The organism is Paenibacillus sp. FW101-FHT12H11 (genome assembly GCF_058790355.1).
The window spans coordinates 187208-204624 of sequence record NZ_JBYTCO010000003.1 but is presented as its reverse complement, the minus strand read 5'-3'; the positions used below and the strand labels follow the sequence as shown (position 1 = coordinate 204624).

Below are 17417 nucleotides of genomic sequence, written 5' to 3'. Positions count from 1 at the left end.
CGGATGTAACCAGCTACCGTTTTTATTTTACATTGTCAAGACCAAAAAACTGGACATCAAAAGATTTTCACACTCAGGAAGGCTGAGAACTATTTATCCACCTATACAACATAATAATTGTTGGGTGACAATTAAGTTTTGAAGTGCAAGAAGCCAGCAAACATAAGGGTTTGCTGGCTTTTCATATATATAATCGATTTGCAAATTAAGGAGTGAAAACCCGATTTACAAATAAGATTTGAAGTACTTCTAACAAATAATTGCCTACCCTCTTATTCAACTAACGTTCCTCGTTAGTTCAACCCCCGAAAATTATTCTAATACTAATTTTCCATTGAACTTTTTATAATCTTTAAATACTCTTTGATGATGTCGTGCAAAAAGCTCACTGGAGGCTTCAGGTAGATTATCTATTAGGTAAAATTTAGCATCTACACTTTCATCTGTCTCTTTTTTAAGAGTACCCGACCACTTATCCACCAAAAATAAATATTCAATAACGTGATGCTCATTACCCCAACGGTCAGTGAATGTTTGAGTTGTTGGAGAAGAGTAAATAGCAATTAATGTTGCCTCTAAAACGTCAAGTCCTGTTTCTTCTTTAACCTCACGCTTCATTGCCTCATAAACTGATTCATCTAATTCCATGGCTCCTGCAGGCATACCCCATTTATTATCACCATGACGCTTTATAAATAAGGTACGACCTTCATCATCAAGTAAGATTGCTCATACTGAATTTACTATAATCTTTTGAGTTCCAATTACTGTTCGAAGTTTACCTAAATACGAGTCATTCCAACTAATGTTCATATATCACCTTTTGGATTTTATTGGGATATTGATATTTTACCGCTCGAAACCTATTTAAATAATAATTAAATTTATATTGTCTCGTTCTAATATAGTTATCAATAAATTAATAGAAATAAGGAGCAGTTACCGTGGCAGAACTGCTCCTTATTTCGTTCAACTATCGTCAACGTTTAATAAACAATCTTACAAGGGAACTTAAACTTTTTCCTTTTGGCCATATTCAGACAGATGTGATACTTTATTAAAATCTTTTATCTGCCATTGTTCTTGATCGAAATAAATATTGCTTACGCAAGCATTGATTAACTCTGTCTTTCCTGAACCTATCTCTCCATTGGATAAGGAAGCTAGAATACTATTGATAACTCCTCCATGAGCCACAATTATAATCTTTTTTCCTTTATGCACTTGATTAATTTCATTGATACCTAACAACACCCTGTTGCCTAATGACGATTTACTTTCTTGATTTGGATAACTTCTATCAGGAAATGCAGTAAGTCTTTCATGCAATGTCATACCTTCTGCATCTCCATAATTCCTCTCAATGAAGTGTTCCATTACCACTAATGGAACACCAATTTTCCGTTGTATTGATTCTGCAGTTTGTATCGCTCTTTTAAGCGGACTAGTTATTAACAAATCCCAGAGGGATTCCTTTAAATAATTACCACATTCTTCTGCCTGTAAAAGCCCTTTACTATTTAAAGGAATATCAGTCCTACCTTGTAACCTTCCTATTGAATTCCAATCCGTTTCCCCATGTCTCACCAAACAAATAGTGGTCATTTTTTTCTTCCCTTCTTTGATTACTATTCGAATCAACAGGTTCTGTAACTTCAAAGAGACACCTATACTACAGGTTTTAATATTATCACATATTGGAATGCTGCCCGTTAGCGGAACGAGGCCGCCGATCGTTTCCGCGGCAGCCTCATAATGTAATGTTTTTTACTAACGTACCCGTTTGAAACAAACTAACAGGAGCCTAGTAGGCTCCCTTTTATGCGTTCTTTTCTTCTACTTTCTTTAAGATGCCTTTTGCTTGCTGATATTGAAATGTTCCAAATATAAAAGACGCAATAGTTTTTGATGCATTAACCACTAGAATAGCCTGATGTGCATCCGGCTCATATTTTCTCGAATGTGAATCACTAATTACATTCCGTATTGTCCCTAAACCTTGAACTGTGCTCGCTAATCCCGTTATTACTTGCCTTAGCGGTTCTATTATTTCTGGCTTAGAAGGATCTAGATTTAATACCTTCCTAGCCTCATTTGATAATTTGACTAAATCATTCTTTGGATCAGGATGCTCACCTGTAATAGTAAAGACAATCTCTTTTAATACGCCTTCTAGAAGACTTCTAGCATTTGTTATAGCACCAGCATAATCCTGCTCAATAATTTTTCTATCGCATTTTTTAAGTTCATCCCTGATATGATCGTATGTCAATTCACTAGGTGGATTAAATTCAACAGAGATAAATTGAACTGTAATTGAACGCTCTCTTACGATATCTATAAATGGATTAAACGTATCTTGAATAAACAATAGTGCTTCATTCTGTTGAGTATTCCCATCGTATGTGTACGTTAAAAACTCTTCCATTTCCAAGCACATTTTTAGTACTACTGGAACTTCAATATTTTCTTCTTTACATATTTTAAAAATGATTAGTCTGGCTTTTTCATACTCAGCATTATCTACATTCTTCAGATAGTCCCATTTTTCAGCGCATTTCTTTAGGTCTTTCTTTACCTGTTTTAAGATATCAACTGGATTTTCGATCAATATTACTCATTCCTCCAGTATTGGAAATTAAAATTCACTTCAGGTTGCTCAAGATTATACTTAGTTATTTGCAATAATTCCAAGCAGTAATTTCTCTTCAGGAAGAATAATTAAAACCTGACACAATACCGATCTTAATATTCCTGAAAATCGTAACATTCTTAAAGCTCGGTCACTAGTCTTGAAAATTAACTAAAAGTTTATAGGAAAATTATAACACAGGAAATAACGAAAAAGCGCCATACGCTGGCGCTCACACAACAAATAAAGTTTACGGCGCAAATGATCTTAAACTCTCAAAGCAGCCGATCGTTGTGGACGGCTGCCTCCGTGTTTTGATTCAAATATCGTGTCCAGATAGCTTAATCATCTTTTCGTTACTGCATGAATCCCTCTTTGTATTTTTATTTAATTACTTTGTTTCTAAATGCTTAAACCTCCGTGGGTCGTACTCACCTTGAGGAGGAAGCTGCAACCATCCGCTAGTTGCTGAGTATGAGTACAAGTATGTGTGGTCAGGCTCATCTTTGAAAGTAACGTATACTGGGTACTTGGGCAATATACTTAAGTCACAATTTATTTTTAAGATTTCTTCTTCTTTATACCCTTTAGAAATTAGATAATCATGCATTTTACTCTCATGTTGATAAATATCAAATCTAATTTTCACAAATATACCCAAAATAATTAGTGGTATACAAATAATAATAGAAATGGTAATTCTTTTTTTTGTTGTGCCATTCATTATCTGTTATAGCCTCCCAGTATTATATTTATTTAATCTAACACTTATCTTCGACTAACTATACTGAATTTTCTCACTTTATATATATTTTTTCCATGGTAATTATTGACTATTTACCCTTATTTTAGTATAGTAATACTGTAATTATATCAAAAAATAGGATATTTTGCATTTTGTTTGAAAAAAGTAAAAAAAGGTTTTTTTCTGTTGTATTGGTCCTTGTTCTATTAATCTCTTTATTTTCTTCAGTTACTGCTAGCGCACAAGAAGTTGTACCGTATGGCATACCTAACCCTGATTATCCTGGAACGACTATTGCTATGGAACCTGGGGACGTTCTTTATTCCTCTAAATCGCTAGGTGGTAGTTCTCCAATTGTAGGGCATGTTGGTATTGTAGGAACTGACTTCAGAGTATATCATGTTAACCCCGTAGCAGAGAATGGGGTAACTGGTGGTAAGTCTGATGATATTACTACATATAGGAATAGACACGCCTCAGGTCAAACAATTACTATTTATAAACTTCGTGCTGGAGCATCATACGCAACAAATGCTGCAAACTGGGCAAAAGCGAATTACTCTAGGGTAACTAATTACTCAATTCCAATTTACAGTTGGGAAGATTTTAAATTAAGTACTATTAACCCAAACTATTGTTCAAAATTTTTATGGCAAGCCTTTTATTACGGCAATAATAGAACAGATTACGTCACTGGGTATTGGACTGATTCAAAAGAAGTAGTTGTTCCTCCTTACATGTTTGCCGATAGCAGCGTTTTTGCTTTCTCAAGTACTTTTACTAGACCGTAAAATGAAAACAAGACCAAACTAAAAAACTCAGGACTTTGTTCTGAGTTTTTAGTTTGGCAAGTTCTAATTTAATTATTAGCTTCATCAAATTAGCATGAACTTTTCATTATTCTCACAAGGTGCAGCTGCCGTTTGTGCCAGCAGCCTCGTTTCGTTCTGTATTTTGCGTTATAGTTTTTCGTCAGTTCAGTAGCCCCTACTTAACATAACCTATTTCAATGTATTCCCCTAAGTTCAGAAGATTTTTTTTCATTGCTTGCTGTCAGAACTCTGGTTTTGAAAGGTCAATATTAAAGTGATCCTTTACAAGCTGTTCTGTCGGTCAAGTTGAGTGATTGCTTAGGTGACAAGATCTTGATACCAATGCCACCAAGTGGTTCAACATGGCTACAAATATATACCTTAACACCTCAATTTGAGAGACTTTTTATTATCATGAACAGTTATATTCTTGCCCCCACATTTTGGACAATAGGACACCTCAATTAGTTCAAGGTTTTCAATGTAACCTTTAACCTTGCAATCGTGGCACGCTATTGATAGTACCTCGTTTGAGTTTTCCATTAATTTCTTTATGCCTCCATTTCATTTCTGTTCTCATATATATTTATTTACTTTTTCCACTTCCCCCTCTTTTTTTATTCGCTTTGTTCTGCTTCAAAACAAGGCAAGAACAGATGATTAAACTAACATAAACGACAATAACAATCCAAAGTCCTATTCCATTAGCACTCAATAGATACCTCTCTTCTTTTTTTGTTTTTTTCTCACTCTTGCATTCTACCTTTTGAGTTAAAGCTCTATAAACAGGCTTTCAACTATTACATTTACGTTTACGACTCTAAGCCCAGTCATGTTTTCCACAGACTCTCTAACGTTTTCTTGAAGATCTCGGCTTACGGCCTGAATATTGGTAAGGTAGTTGATGATGACATGTAGATTGATGGTTGTTTCTGTTTCTATAACCTCGACAAACACACCTTTTATGGCGTTTTTTCCTCTCAAACGCTTAGTAAGCCGCTCGGGGATGCTGCCTGACATAGAAGCGATTCCAGGCGTGGCAAGGGCGGCGATACCAGCTATAGTAGAAATAACATCGTTTGATATATGTATTAAGCCATATGAAGTTTTATTGGACATTTGGATTCCTCACATTCTATTGTGTCTTATGTGATTTTTTACGTTAATGATTAAATTAATCTCAATCATTATCAGCCTCATCCCATTTTCGGGAGTACGCTTTCTTCGTTGCCCAAAATGTTAAGCCCAGTATAATGAATAGGGCAACAACTCCTAAAAGGATTGCACCAACCATTCGATAACACCCTCCTGTATAATTAATTGTATAGTAAATGATTATTTTCATTAAAATTCGTTATTATCTCCCCCTAATTTGTATGTTTTTATGGCTTGTCGAAAGTTTTCAAAGTCTTTGATTAAATAATTAAGCCTCTGTATAAAATGTGCAGTCATATCCGAATCCTTAGCAAATTCAATCTCATCAATCAGCTCATCCAATTCACTAGCCAATACAATGAAATCGATATTATCCTTATCTCTACTTAACTTATTTTTAAGGTCATTCGCTAGTGCCTCGCCTAGTTCTCTCCTGACAGTAACTTCAAAATGAGTCCTCATTTTCACTAATGCCGGGGTATAGTCCTTTCTAAAATCAATACCAGGCACTTCACCCCAAAATGTATGCCAGTCCTTAAGCAATCCTGCTTTGTAATATAATAATTTTAAATATCCGCATAACCAAGACGTGCAGCTTGTATTTCTATTTTGACAACCTATTCCGTTTATTAAATGTTTACAACTGCGGCAACAAGAACCGCCGTTCTGAATACAGATCTTACAAATATGGTCTGCCCCTAATCCATTTAAATGTCGCATACCAAAGTCGATAAGATACTTTCTTGTAGCAATATACAATTCATCACCAACCAGCATTCAAAACCATTCCTTATTTCTTAATTTTCAAATAATAAAATATTTGATTTTATAGATATTTGTAATTATACTATAACTTAAAAGCATTTAAGAACGCAAAGGTCATTTCAAACCTTTACCTTCGTGCTTTCCGGTTTGTGTTATGATATTCTATGTATATAAATTGTCAAACATTTAGGGGAGTACGCTATGTATCAAGAAATACAGCATTTTAAAGCCGATTTTTTTAAAGCGTTAGCACACCCATTACGAATAAGAATCCTTGAGGTTTTAGTTGAGGGCGATAAAAACGTGAACGAGATACAAACAATATTAGGTAGCGAAGGTTCATCTGTTTCTCAGCAGCTAGCTGTGTTAAGGAGTAAAAACGTAGTGCGTGGGATTAAAGACGGGACCTCAGTGATATACACACTAACGGACCCCTTAATTAAAGACCTACTTATTGTTGCTAAGCAAATTTTTGACAACCATCTTGTAAATGCTATATCAATGTTAGAGAATATAAAAAATCAGTGATATGTAAAAAGGGATGAATCGGGTTTGTTCTCGATTTACTCCTTTTTTTTATTCGTTTAATTTTCAGGAAAAATGAAATTGACAACCAATAGTTTTAGATTTATGATTTTATATATATTCAAATAATCAAATATTAATATATGGTGGGATTAGGTATGAAATTTTCTTTTAGTGGAAGATACCATGGTTATAATGTGAAAAAATTTCAAAAAGACTTGATTTCGGGGCTTATTGTAGGTATCGTTGCCATTCCATTAGGAATGGCTTTTGCAATTGCCTCAGGCGTAAAGCCAGAATATGGGTTATATACTACGTTTGTCGCAGGAATACTAATCTCATTTCTTGGTGGTTCGAAATTTCAAATTGGCGGTCCTACCGGAGCATTTATACCTATATTATTTGCCATTGTCATGCAGTATGGATATGAAAACTTGCTTATTGCTGGATTTATGGCGGGAATCATATTGTTATTCATGGGGATTTTTAAACTGGGTGGTGTAATTAACTTTATTCCTCGTCCTGTTACAATTGGTTTTACTACAGGGATTGCTGTTACCATTTTCACAGGACAAATTGCGAATTTTCTAGGATTGCATAATCTTCAACAACATCAAGATTTCCTTTCCAATATGAAGGAATTAGGTGTTCATCTTTCAACAATAAATATGTATAGTGTCTTAACCGCAGTGATATGTCTAATGCTTATTATTGTCACACCAATGCTTTTTCCCAAAATTCCAGGATCATTAGTAGGACTATTAATTTCTACGGTAGTAGCATCCATTTTCTATCCTGACAAAATTGCTACCATCGGCTCCATCTACGGTGCAATTCCCAAAAGCTTGCCCAGCTTACACTTACCTACACTCTCAATTGAACATATTCAATCTTTAATAAAACCTGCATTTGCTATAGCTATATTAGGTGGTATTGAATCATTACTCTCTGCTGTAGTTGCTGATGGAATGTCTAGAACCAGACATAACAGCAATCGCGAATTGATTGGTCAAGGTGTCGCTAATATGATAACTCCATTGTTCGGGGGTATTCCAGCAACAGGTGCTATTGCTCGAACCGCAACAAATATTAAAAGCGGGGCAGAGTCTCCCTTCTCTGGAATCATTCATGGTATAGTCGTCCTGTTAGTTTTGTTATTATTTGCTCCATATGCTTCGAACATTCCGCTTGCAAGTATGGCACCAATTTTAATTGTTGTTGCCTGGAACATGAGTGAGCGTAAAGAGTTCGCACATGTTTTAAAAAGCAAAACTGCGGAGTCACTTGTTTTACTTATTACCTTTCTTCTTACTGTTTTTACTGATCTGATAACTGCTGTTGAAGTTGGATTAATCTTATCAGCCATCATTTTTTTGAAACATATGAGTAGTCTTCTAGTTATTGCAAAGATCTTTCCGGACGTTACCGAGAAAAATGATAAAGTAACAACACATGCTGTTAATGAACAACATAATTGCTCCCAAATTAGTATCTACTCCGTCGAAGGAGCTTTGTTTTTCGGGACAGCAAATAAATTAAAAGATTCCATCATGGAAGAAGTTAATCAGAAATCCAAAATATTAATTTTAAATATGAGCAGTGTCCCCTATCTAGATACGACGGGTGAGTCCATTCTATTAAGTGTCATCAAGCAATATAAAAAGCACGGTGGTATAGTAATCATTTCCGAATTACAAGTCCAACCACGCCACATGCTAAAAAAAACAAGATTAGACGAATTCATTGGGTACGAACACATTTTTAAGAAAACAGGTGAAGCGGTCAGCTATGCATTAACAAAATCCAACTTTCCTATCTGATTTGAGTTAGAGCATTTTACGTTTTGTGAATGCCTACTCGTTATGTCTTTAAGCAAAGGGCTAACCACGCGGTAGCCCTTATTTTTATAATATTTGAGTGCGAATATAGTTCTCTTCGTATTAGTTGAATCATACTTTTATCTGTAATATTGAATTAATCAAACCATTGAGGTGAAAAATGGAAATTGAAAAATTGGAAGCATTTCTATCGGTTTGCAACACGTTAAACTTCACAAAGGCTTCCAAACATTTGCAAGTTTCACAGTCTGCTATAACAGCAAGGATAAAAGCATTAGAGCACACTTTAGATACAAGGTTATTTTTTCGAGATAAGCGAACTGTACGGTTGACCGAGGCTGGTATTACTTTTTTACCTTTTGCTGAGAGGATGCTTCGATTGTTTAGCGAGAGCAAACTTTCTATGTCACAACAATTCGATAATCATATCGTATTAGGTGGGCATGGATCCGGATGGCAGCATTATTTCTTTGATCAAATAGTAAGCTTTAGAAAAAGTCATCCAAAAGTTGCAATTAAAATTAATAGTTACTTTGATGATTACAAAAATATGGCTCATTTACTTGACGGTACTATTCATATTGCACTAAGACATGATCCACCGAATCACCCTAAAGTATCCAATATATTTCTATTCGAAGACGAACTCATATTAGTTTCCGCTGAGAAAAGACTCGTTGTAAGCCAACCAGATTTTTTTACTGAAAAGTATTGCCATGTGGGCAACAAGTTCCCTGACTGGTTTCCAAAAGTGTTTGGTCAGGGACATACTCCAGCGTTAGAGTTAGATGATTCAACAATTATTATAAACATGCTTCTGCAAGGTGGAATGTTTGGTTTTTTGACGAAGAGCTTTGCTAACCCGTTTATTAAGGAAGAAAAACTTTTCATAGTACAAAACGATTTTCAAATTGACATTCCAAATATCCAAGTATACGCAAGTTTTTTAACTGAAAAAAAATCACAAATTAATGTAAGGCTAGGTTTAGATATGCTTGGAGTCAATTTGAAAAATGAGGACTGAATATACTTTAGTTACCCTTATTTAACTCCTCTACTACTTTATATACTAATTTGTACCAATGATAGAGGCCTTAGTTCGGTAAAAACTGAACTAAGGCCTCTCTGACTTTAAGACTCCTCTGGGGCAATGCGTAATTACCAGTTAAACCCAATCAATAAAGTTGCTAGAGAATATGATATTACATCTAAATCCACTTTTTTTCGATAAGAGAACTATGTTGGAAAATATACTGATAATTGTCATTGAAGGAGGTGCTAACTATTTCCCACAAAAAAATAACAATTAAAAAGTCAGTAAAAAAACAGTCGTCAAAAAAGAGCACTTGTGCAAAAAAAAAATGTTTTTTCATTGTATGCTCAAAAAAAAGATCAAGTCCTGTACGGAAAAAGTGCCCAAGCCGTCTAAAACGAAAAAAAACAGGACTTCCATGTGACCAACCAAACAAAATAATAACCCTTCATCAACCAGTCCAAGTTTCTTCAAATCAATTAGATATTAGAAATCTCACACCGGAATCGGACAAAGTACAGATCTTTGGAAACGACGGAAACGAAGTACGAGCTGTACGAACTGATCATAACGGTCGTTTAGAGGTTGTTGTCTCGCCAACAAACAACACTCTTTTTATAGAGGAATCCTTTTTAAACTTAAAAGTAACGAATCATACGCTTACACTACCTGTTCAAAATACATCAACGATTACAATGAATTCCTATGCAGTCATAAACAGGGGAGATGTGCCTGCTATTGTTTGTGCGGAAATCAGTCCAAATTCAGTCGATTTTATCAAAGACTGCGAAGACATAGTTCCTCCGAAATCGATGAAAGTATTTGTTTTAAACAGGTTTTTGAAGTGGACTCGCTTAATATTAGCCACAGATATAACTTGTGGCAAGGGTTCTACAGAATGTGATGTTTATTTTCAAGCTCAAACAACAATAAATTAATTTAACTGGAAGGAATGATGAAGTTGCCTAACTTTAGTGTTTTTCAATCGGATCCGGATAATCTACGTTCTTTAATATTTGGCCGAGATTCAACAGGAACTGTTCAGGCTATCGCCACAGATTCAAGCGGAAACATCACAAGTATTATTCTTGATGGAACAATTACAAACATTCTTGGTGCTACGATTACTGCTGGTACATTGAGTTCCGCTGGTACGGTTACTAACATCCTGAACGGTACGATCACTAGCGTTCTTGGTGCTACGATTACTGCTGGTACACTGAGCTCCGCTGGTACAGTCACTAATATCCTCAACGGTACCATTGATAGCGTGCTTGGTGCTACAATTACTGCTGGTACATTGAGCTCCGCTGGTACAGTTACTAATATCCTCAACGGTACGATCACTAGCGTTCTTGGTGCTACAATTACTGCCGGTACATTAAGCTCCGCTGGTACAGTTACTAATATCCTCAACGGTACCATTGATAGCGTGCTTGGTGCTACGATTACTGCCGGTACATTGAGCTCCGCTGGTACAGTTACTAATATCCTCAACGGTACTATTGATAGCGTGCTTGGTGCTACGATTACTGCCGGTACATTGAGCTCCGCCGGTACAGTTACTAATATCCTCAACGGTACCATTGATAGCGTGCTTGGTGCTACAATTACTGCAGGTACATTGAGCTCCGCCGGTACGGTCACTAATATCCTCAACGGTACCATTGATAGTGTGCTTGGTGCTACGATTACTGCCGGTACATTGAGCTCCGCCGGTACGGTCACTAATATCCTGAACGGAACTATTGATAGCGTGCTTGGTGCTACGATTACTGCCGGTACATTAAGCTCCGCCGGTACGGTCACTAATATCCTCAACGGTACCATTGATAGTGTGCTTGGTGCCACGATTACTGCTGGTACACTCAGCAGCGTGACTTCCATCTCGCAAAAGAGCTTCGTTGAACAAGCTACCATCGGAATCACAAGCGATGATACCTATACACCACTGCCTGCGGTAACAACGAGTGTTCTCGGTGTATATTCCTTCTTTGTCTATAACACTGGTGCGAGTTCCGTCGATACGCAAGTTCAAATCAGCGCCGACGGATCGAACTATTACGTTGATACGAACGGTAGCAACCCGTTGGCAGCTGGCTCCATTGACGTACTTGTCCCTACCAGATTCCTGAAATACACACGTTTAGCTTACCGTTCAACAGCCACAGGATCACCTTCAACCATCAATGTTATTCTGAATGCCCAGGGAACATAAAAGCTTTCCTAACAATATAATATATGAAGACCCTTATGCTGCTGTAAAGGGAAATCCAAAAAGAGTACATGGTCCTCCATGTACTCTTCCTTTAGTAAGGAGAAGATGAAGTTGAGCACAGTCGGCATCCACATCATCATGAAGGATGAATCAGAATGGCTGCGTCAATGTTTGGATAGTGTTAAAGATGCAGATGAAATTATTGTCATCGACACCGGGTCTCAAGATTCATCCATCCGCATAGCAAAATCTTATGGAGTAAAGGTATTTTTTTCCAGATGGGAAGATGATTTTTCCGCACCTCGGAATCAAGCCTTACAAATTGCCACTACCGACTGGATTTTTTATCTGGACGCAGACGAAATCTTACTTTCCGGCTTAGCAGCAATCAAAGAAAAATTAAACAACTCCGATTCAGAAGCGTTCACGGTGATAATAGAGAATTTAATTGGCACAGGCCCTCAGGAACATCTTCTGCATAGATCCATACGACTATTCCGTAACAATCCCAACTACCGTTTCCAAGGAATTATTCATGAAGACATTGGTCACTCAATTGTCAAATTGCATCCCTCTTCTTCTATTGAGGATTCGGAAATCCGAATCAGACATTTCGGTTATTTACCCGAAAACATACGAAAAAAAGATAAAATCACCCGTAATGAAAAACTCTTGCAAAAAGCACTACAAACAGAACCCGCTAATCCTTACTATTCCTACAATTTAGGTATTACTTTTTGCCAGGCTGGAAAGCTAATTGAAGCCAAAAATGCTATGATTCAAGCTTTAATGTTAGTGAGAGATGATGCTCCTTACCGTTCTACTCTTGTAAAAGATTTAAGTAAAATTTTACTGGAACTTCGAGAAATTAAACAGGTCGAATTGCTGCTGCTTAAGGAAACGGAACGTTATGAAGATTATCCCGATCTCCGTTATATACTTGGTCAGTCTTTTCAAATTCAAGGGTTATGGGAACAGGCTTATGAACAATTTCAGCGAGCTTCAACCCTACAAAACAGTAAATATGTGACTGAAGCTGGAACAAGCAGCTTTCTTGTCTATTATAAAATGGGAGAAATCGCACAGAATTTAGGTCGCCTTGAGGATTCAGCACGTCTATTTAATCTGACCTTGCAGCATCATTCAACTTATGCTCCAGCTTTAATCGGCATTTCCGAGGTTTTTTATGAATTAGATGTGCCTTGGCATGATATTGCCATTTTATTAAAGGAGAAAGTTTGTCCTTCCGTCCCGTCTGAGCATTATTTGCTTTTGGATACACTTGTTCAGGTAGGTGCATTTGAAGAGGCAATTGCTATAACTCCCATTTCCTACTTAACTGATTCGCTTTTTTTGAAAAATTATTGTCTTGCCATGATTCACCTTGGTCATCTAAAAGAAGCAGATCATTTATTGCAAAATTATATAAAGGAGCAGCCAGGCACACTCGAACTTGAAATTCTGCTTCAATGGAGCGCGATTTGCAAATGGCAGCTCAATGAATCACTTCAAACAGACTTCTTTGCTTTATTACCAGAGCATCTGATAACGCTGTATCAAACTATCAATGAATTTCTCTCAACAGGACATAGGCCAACAGATTTAGATAACAATTCGTTGTCTGAACTTACTGCTTCTATTACTCGACAATCCATTGTTTTAGGCCAGATCCAGCTCATGGATAAACTTTCTGAACTGACTGGACAGTTTAAACTGGAACTAATTAAAATGCTGTACGATCATGGGTACATTTTTACTGCTGCAGAGCATCTCATTTCCTTGTCTAGCGTTCAATTGGATGACGAGGGTTTATTTGATTTGGGTGAAATTCTTTTTGATAAAGGACATTACCTAATGGCGGCTGAAATGTTCGAAAGCATACTCCTAGAGGAGGGAACGTATGAACGAGCTAAAACCGCGGCCGCTATTTGTTATCTTCATCTTGCAGAAACCAGTCTTTCCGATGCTTTATCCAGGGCGCCAGACGTTCCTTCGTTAAAGGAAGACTTGCAACAAATTCGCTCTAGTATTCGCTTATTAAACAGAACTGGTTGGCATACGCGGTGGTCTAGTAGGCAAAGGAGGATTTCCAATGGCCAAAAACACGATTTCGCTATGCATGATCGTAAAGAATGAAGAGGCACATTTACGCAGATGTTTGGACAGCATTAAAGATACTGTAGACGAAATCATCATTGTAGATACCGGTTCGACGGACAACACTGTCCAAATTGCAAAATCCTATAAAGCCAAAGTAATTACAATACCATGGCAATCCAATTTTGCTTCTGCGAGAAATGCTGGCTTATCTCTGGCCACGGGATCCTGGATATTAATTCTAGATGCAGATGAGGAGTTAGATGAAAACCATAGGAAAGAACTCAAGATTTGCGCGGAACATCATGAGTTCGAAGGTTTTTTTTTACAAATTCATAATCATAATGGAAACTCTATTCACTCTCCTGTATCTACGATCAATCCGATTCTAAGAATGTTTCGCAATGATCCCGATCATCGCTTCCGCGGGAAAATACATGAACAGATCGCTTATTCAATTGTAGAACGAAATCCAAACTCCGCTTTGCATATAACTAATATCATTATTCACCATTATGGATATGAAGAACAACTTGTGATTCAAAAAGATAAAATCCGCAGGAATCTTGACCTTTTAATGCAATCGCTTCAGGATGAACCCAATGATCCGTTTCACCATTATAATATTGCTGTAGAACATATGCGGGTAAACAATTATGAGTCGGCACTTCCCTATCTGCAAACTTCTTTGTCCTTAGTTAACCATGAAGTTAGTTATGCTCACTTGCTTTATAAGTACAAAGCTCGCTGCTTGTTTGCTTTAGGCCGCCAACTCGAAGCCATTCAAGCTTGCGAAAGTGGCATCCAATTATTTCCTGACTATCCCGATTTATTTCATATAAAAGCAATTGTTCACTCAAGTATTGGCGAAAAAACATTAGCCAAAGAGGCTTTCCTTCAAGCTATACAAATTGGAATAGCACCTATGCAGTATCATACGGACTCCGGTATTGGAACTTTTCTATCCACCTATGGCTTAGGGCAAGTTTATGAAGAAATGGGAGAAGACAATCATGCCATTCACTGGTATGCCGAAACAGTCAGACACAACTCCCAGCTGTCCAAACCTCTGCAAAGAATTTTCCGGTTGTTGAAGTCCATAGGCTCCGAGTCCATTCTTCCTGTCCTTTTATCAGAAAAATTTTCTATTAAAGCTCCAGAAGCTGTGTTAAAGGTCGTCAATCTGTTAATTGAAGAATCCTGTTACACCACGGCACTTTCTCTCTTAACCAAATTGGACGACGAGGCTCACAGGCAGGTGAAAGATGAAAAGATAAAAATATGCCGATTGTTGTCCGGTCAAATACACAAAAATATAAGGTATTGGATCGGGGTAGATGAGCCGGAAATAGAGAGCAGCACGATGGAAGGTAATACTAACGATCAGTTTGAATTTGCTGTCAAATCTGCATACTACAATGGTCATCAAGGTAAAGCTCTAAAGCTACTTAAAAATTGGCCCCCCTCCATAGTGACAGATCTGAGAGAGGTGCAGGATGACGGGTACCGAAGAAGCCGACTATGGGCGGCTCTGGCCAATGCCAAAATCGGGGTACCTGATAAGCAATCTCCACATTATATGTTACTTCGTTTGGCCAAACTAAGTCTGCCTTTGTCCAGAGGCTACTAAGGAGAACAAGCATATGTCTCTCTTGGATATTTCCTTATGTATGATTGTGAAAAATGAGGATCTTCATTTAGATCGATGTTTGTCTTCCGTTCAAGGAATCGTCTCAGAAATTATAATTGCAGACACTGGATCAACGGATCATAGCTTGAGTATTGCTAAGCGGTACGGGGCACACCTTATTCACCTTCCTTGGGAAAACGATTTTGCCAAAGCAAGAAATGCCGCTTTGCAAGAAGCTTCCTGCTCTTGGATTCTTGTTCTGGATGCGGACGAAGAGCTCGATGCGTGGAAGCCAGATGAAATTTTAACATTACTGCAGGACGAGAATGTGTACGGATATTATTTGCAGATCGTCAACTTTCTTAGCGATCTTCCTGAGCGGGAGTTTGTAACGGATGCGGCATGCCGGCTTTTTCGAAATGATCCTCGTATTCAATTCCGCGGTAAAATTCATGAGGATGTTGCTCAAAGCATCATGGAACTATCGAGCGCGTCTATTCCATTTTCCAGCCTACGGATCAATCATTTTGGATATATGCATCAGGAGATCCTGAGAAAGGATAAAACCAGCCGAAACTTCAACATCATTGCCCAGGCATTGATAGAACAACCCGAAGATCCGATGCTGAATTATGCTCTGGGAACCGAATATTATCAAATAGAACGTTATGAACAAGCACTAAAGCTGTTTATACCATTAATCAAGAAACTTCCGAATAACACGGGATACCTTTCGGATTTATATATGAAAACCGCTTACGCCCTGCACATGACCCAACAGCTGGATGAATCTGAAAGGCTACTGGACCAAGGATTGTCTCTTTTTCCAGACTTTTCGGATCTGCATGAAGCGAAGGCCTTCCTTCTTATGGAGCGTTTGGAATACTTAAAAGCATACGAATCACTTCAACTAGCTATTCAATCAGGCGATATTTCTTACAAGTATACGTCAACCTCTGGTTGTGGGACTTATCGGACTCACACATTGGCCGGTTATGTGTGCGAGAAACGATGGCTCTATCAGGAGGCGCTCGAGCATTATTTTCAAGCGATAACCCTCGACCCCAGCTACTTGCAGGCCTGGTTAAAATCCATTTCGCTTTGTCTATTGTCCGGTCAGACACAAAGATTAGCTGAGCATCTTGAAAACAATGCCTCTTTGCTTACTCCCCGACATTTAGCATTGTTAACTCCTGCGTTTTTGAATGCACGATGCCTCGAGTGTTTAGAGCCCTTGCTTGCTGCAGTTCTCCCGAATGAACAAGCGCTCCTTCTCAGATCCATCTACATCTGGCTGCTGAACGATCGTTCTAAGGCGATACACAGCCTGGAACAATTGCATATAAAAAATAAAAATGATCCACTCCCTCTTTCTTACTTATGGGCCATAGCCTGGGCGCAATCTGATGGCACTGCCGCTCGTAAAGTGTTAGAAGTCATGCCTGCTAATCCTCTACATTCCCCATTAGTTGAAATCCAGGAGCTTTTGGATGAAGGAGTTATAAAGACGATTCCTACGACTTCACTGATTCATGCCATACAATTTCTAACACAAGCTGGAGCTTGGGAAACAATAATCCGTATATATCAACTTAGCCTGAATAACTTTCCATTCTCACAAATGCCCCAATCTCTGATATGCGGTTTACTCAAGGCTCCTGTAAATGTTAAGCAACAATGGATCTCTTTTATCAAGGCAAAAAGCCCCGCAACTGACTTTATCCATGCGGCAGATGCGGTCTTCTTTGCTGTAATGGCTCAAATTTGCGGTGAAACGTTGTCGACAGCTTGGATGCAAGAAGTTTTGCAAAAGCACGCACATAATTCCGCCGCTACAACTTTATTGGCATATCACTATCTTAAAACTGGCCGAAAGCAGGAACCCAGTATACCAACCGGTTCGCTAGAGCCCACATTACTGCTGAGGTCTTTTTTTAAAGAAGCTTAATATGTACGGACGATGCCAG

The 17417-nt window shown here is 37.8% G+C and carries 15 protein-coding genes; 9 read left to right on the top strand and 6 right to left on the bottom strand.

From position 1 onward, the window contains the following. Positions 1 to 312 precede the first annotated feature (312 nt). From AC3WTJ_RS11140 to AC3WTJ_RS11125, 4 genes are all read right to left on the bottom strand, one after another. A complete protein-coding gene (locus tag AC3WTJ_RS11140; RefSeq protein WP_492522214.1) occupies positions 313 to 726 on the bottom strand; it encodes an NUDIX domain-containing protein in 414 nt (137 codons plus the stop codon). A 285-nt stretch (positions 727 to 1011) separates the two neighbouring features. After that, a complete protein-coding gene (locus AC3WTJ_RS11135; protein ID WP_492522213.1) occupies positions 1012 to 1605 on the bottom strand; it encodes a histidine phosphatase family protein in 594 nt (197 codons plus the stop codon). 214 nt (positions 1606 to 1819) lie between these two features. Beyond that, positions 1820 to 2611 (bottom strand): abortive infection family protein, encoded by a 792-nt coding sequence (locus AC3WTJ_RS11130; protein WP_492521774.1) that lies wholly within the window; start codon positions 2609 to 2611, stop codon positions 1820 to 1822. A 412-nt stretch (positions 2612 to 3023) separates the two neighbouring features. Then, entirely contained in the window at positions 3024 to 3356 is a 333-nt protein-coding gene (locus tag AC3WTJ_RS11125; RefSeq protein ID WP_492521773.1) for a DUF3139 domain-containing protein, read from the bottom strand. A gap of 173 nt (positions 3357 to 3529) precedes the next feature. Between AC3WTJ_RS11125 and AC3WTJ_RS11120 the strand changes: the two genes are divergently transcribed. After that, positions 3530 to 4168: a hypothetical protein gene (locus AC3WTJ_RS11120; protein ID WP_492521772.1), complete on the top strand. Its 639-nt coding sequence runs from the start codon at positions 3530 to 3532 to the stop codon at positions 4166 to 4168. Between the two features lie 792 nt (positions 4169 to 4960). On the opposite strand, the gene AC3WTJ_RS11115 is transcribed toward AC3WTJ_RS11120, so the two are convergent. Both AC3WTJ_RS11115 and AC3WTJ_RS11110 read right to left on the bottom strand, forming a co-directional pair. Next, positions 4961 to 5308 (bottom strand): Asp23/Gls24 family envelope stress response protein, encoded by a 348-nt coding sequence (locus AC3WTJ_RS11115; protein ID WP_492521771.1) that lies wholly within the window; start codon positions 5306 to 5308, stop codon positions 4961 to 4963. A 225-nt stretch (positions 5309 to 5533) separates the two neighbouring features. Further along, entirely contained in the window at positions 5534 to 6121 is a 588-nt protein-coding gene (locus AC3WTJ_RS11110; RefSeq protein WP_492521770.1) for a hypothetical protein, read from the bottom strand. A 189-nt stretch (positions 6122 to 6310) separates the two neighbouring features. Here AC3WTJ_RS11110 and AC3WTJ_RS11105 point away from each other — a divergent pair, with 189 nt between their 5' ends. The 8 genes from AC3WTJ_RS11105 to AC3WTJ_RS11070 all read left to right on the top strand — a co-directional run bounded on the left by AC3WTJ_RS11105 (position 6311) and on the right by AC3WTJ_RS11070 (position 17398). After that, positions 6311 to 6637 (top strand): ArsR/SmtB family transcription factor, encoded by a 327-nt coding sequence (locus AC3WTJ_RS11105; RefSeq protein WP_492521769.1) that lies wholly within the window; start codon positions 6311 to 6313, stop codon positions 6635 to 6637. Between the two features lie 155 nt (positions 6638 to 6792). Continuing rightward, positions 6793 to 8454, top strand: coding sequence for a SulP family inorganic anion transporter (locus AC3WTJ_RS11100; RefSeq protein ID WP_492521768.1), 1662 nt, complete (start codon positions 6793 to 6795; stop codon positions 8452 to 8454). A gap of 178 nt (positions 8455 to 8632) precedes the next feature. Then, a complete protein-coding gene (locus tag AC3WTJ_RS11095) occupies positions 8633 to 9496 on the top strand; it encodes a LysR family transcriptional regulator (RefSeq protein ID WP_492521767.1) in 864 nt (287 codons plus the stop codon). Between the two features lie 236 nt (positions 9497 to 9732). Beyond that, on the top strand, positions 9733 to 10443 hold the full coding sequence (locus tag AC3WTJ_RS11090) for a DUF6385 domain-containing protein (protein WP_492521766.1): 711 nt from the start codon (positions 9733 to 9735) through the stop codon (positions 10441 to 10443). A gap of 200 nt (positions 10444 to 10643) precedes the next feature. After that, complete coding sequence (locus tag AC3WTJ_RS11085) at positions 10644 to 11723, top strand: DUF6385 domain-containing protein (protein WP_492521765.1); 1080 nt, start codon at positions 10644 to 10646, stop codon at positions 11721 to 11723. A 111-nt stretch (positions 11724 to 11834) separates the two neighbouring features. Beyond that, a complete protein-coding gene (locus tag AC3WTJ_RS11080) occupies positions 11835 to 13859 on the top strand; it encodes a tetratricopeptide repeat-containing glycosyltransferase family 2 protein (protein WP_492521764.1) in 2025 nt (674 codons plus the stop codon). Next, a complete protein-coding gene (locus tag AC3WTJ_RS11075) occupies positions 13816 to 15450 on the top strand; it encodes a glycosyltransferase (protein WP_492521763.1) in 1635 nt (544 codons plus the stop codon). Before AC3WTJ_RS11080 ends, AC3WTJ_RS11075 begins: the two co-directional genes overlap by 44 nt. Positions 15451 to 15463: 13 nt before the next feature. Further along, positions 15464 to 17398: a glycosyltransferase gene (locus AC3WTJ_RS11070; protein ID WP_492521762.1), complete on the top strand. Its 1935-nt coding sequence runs from the start codon at positions 15464 to 15466 to the stop codon at positions 17396 to 17398. Positions 17399 to 17417: the final 19 nt, after the last annotated feature.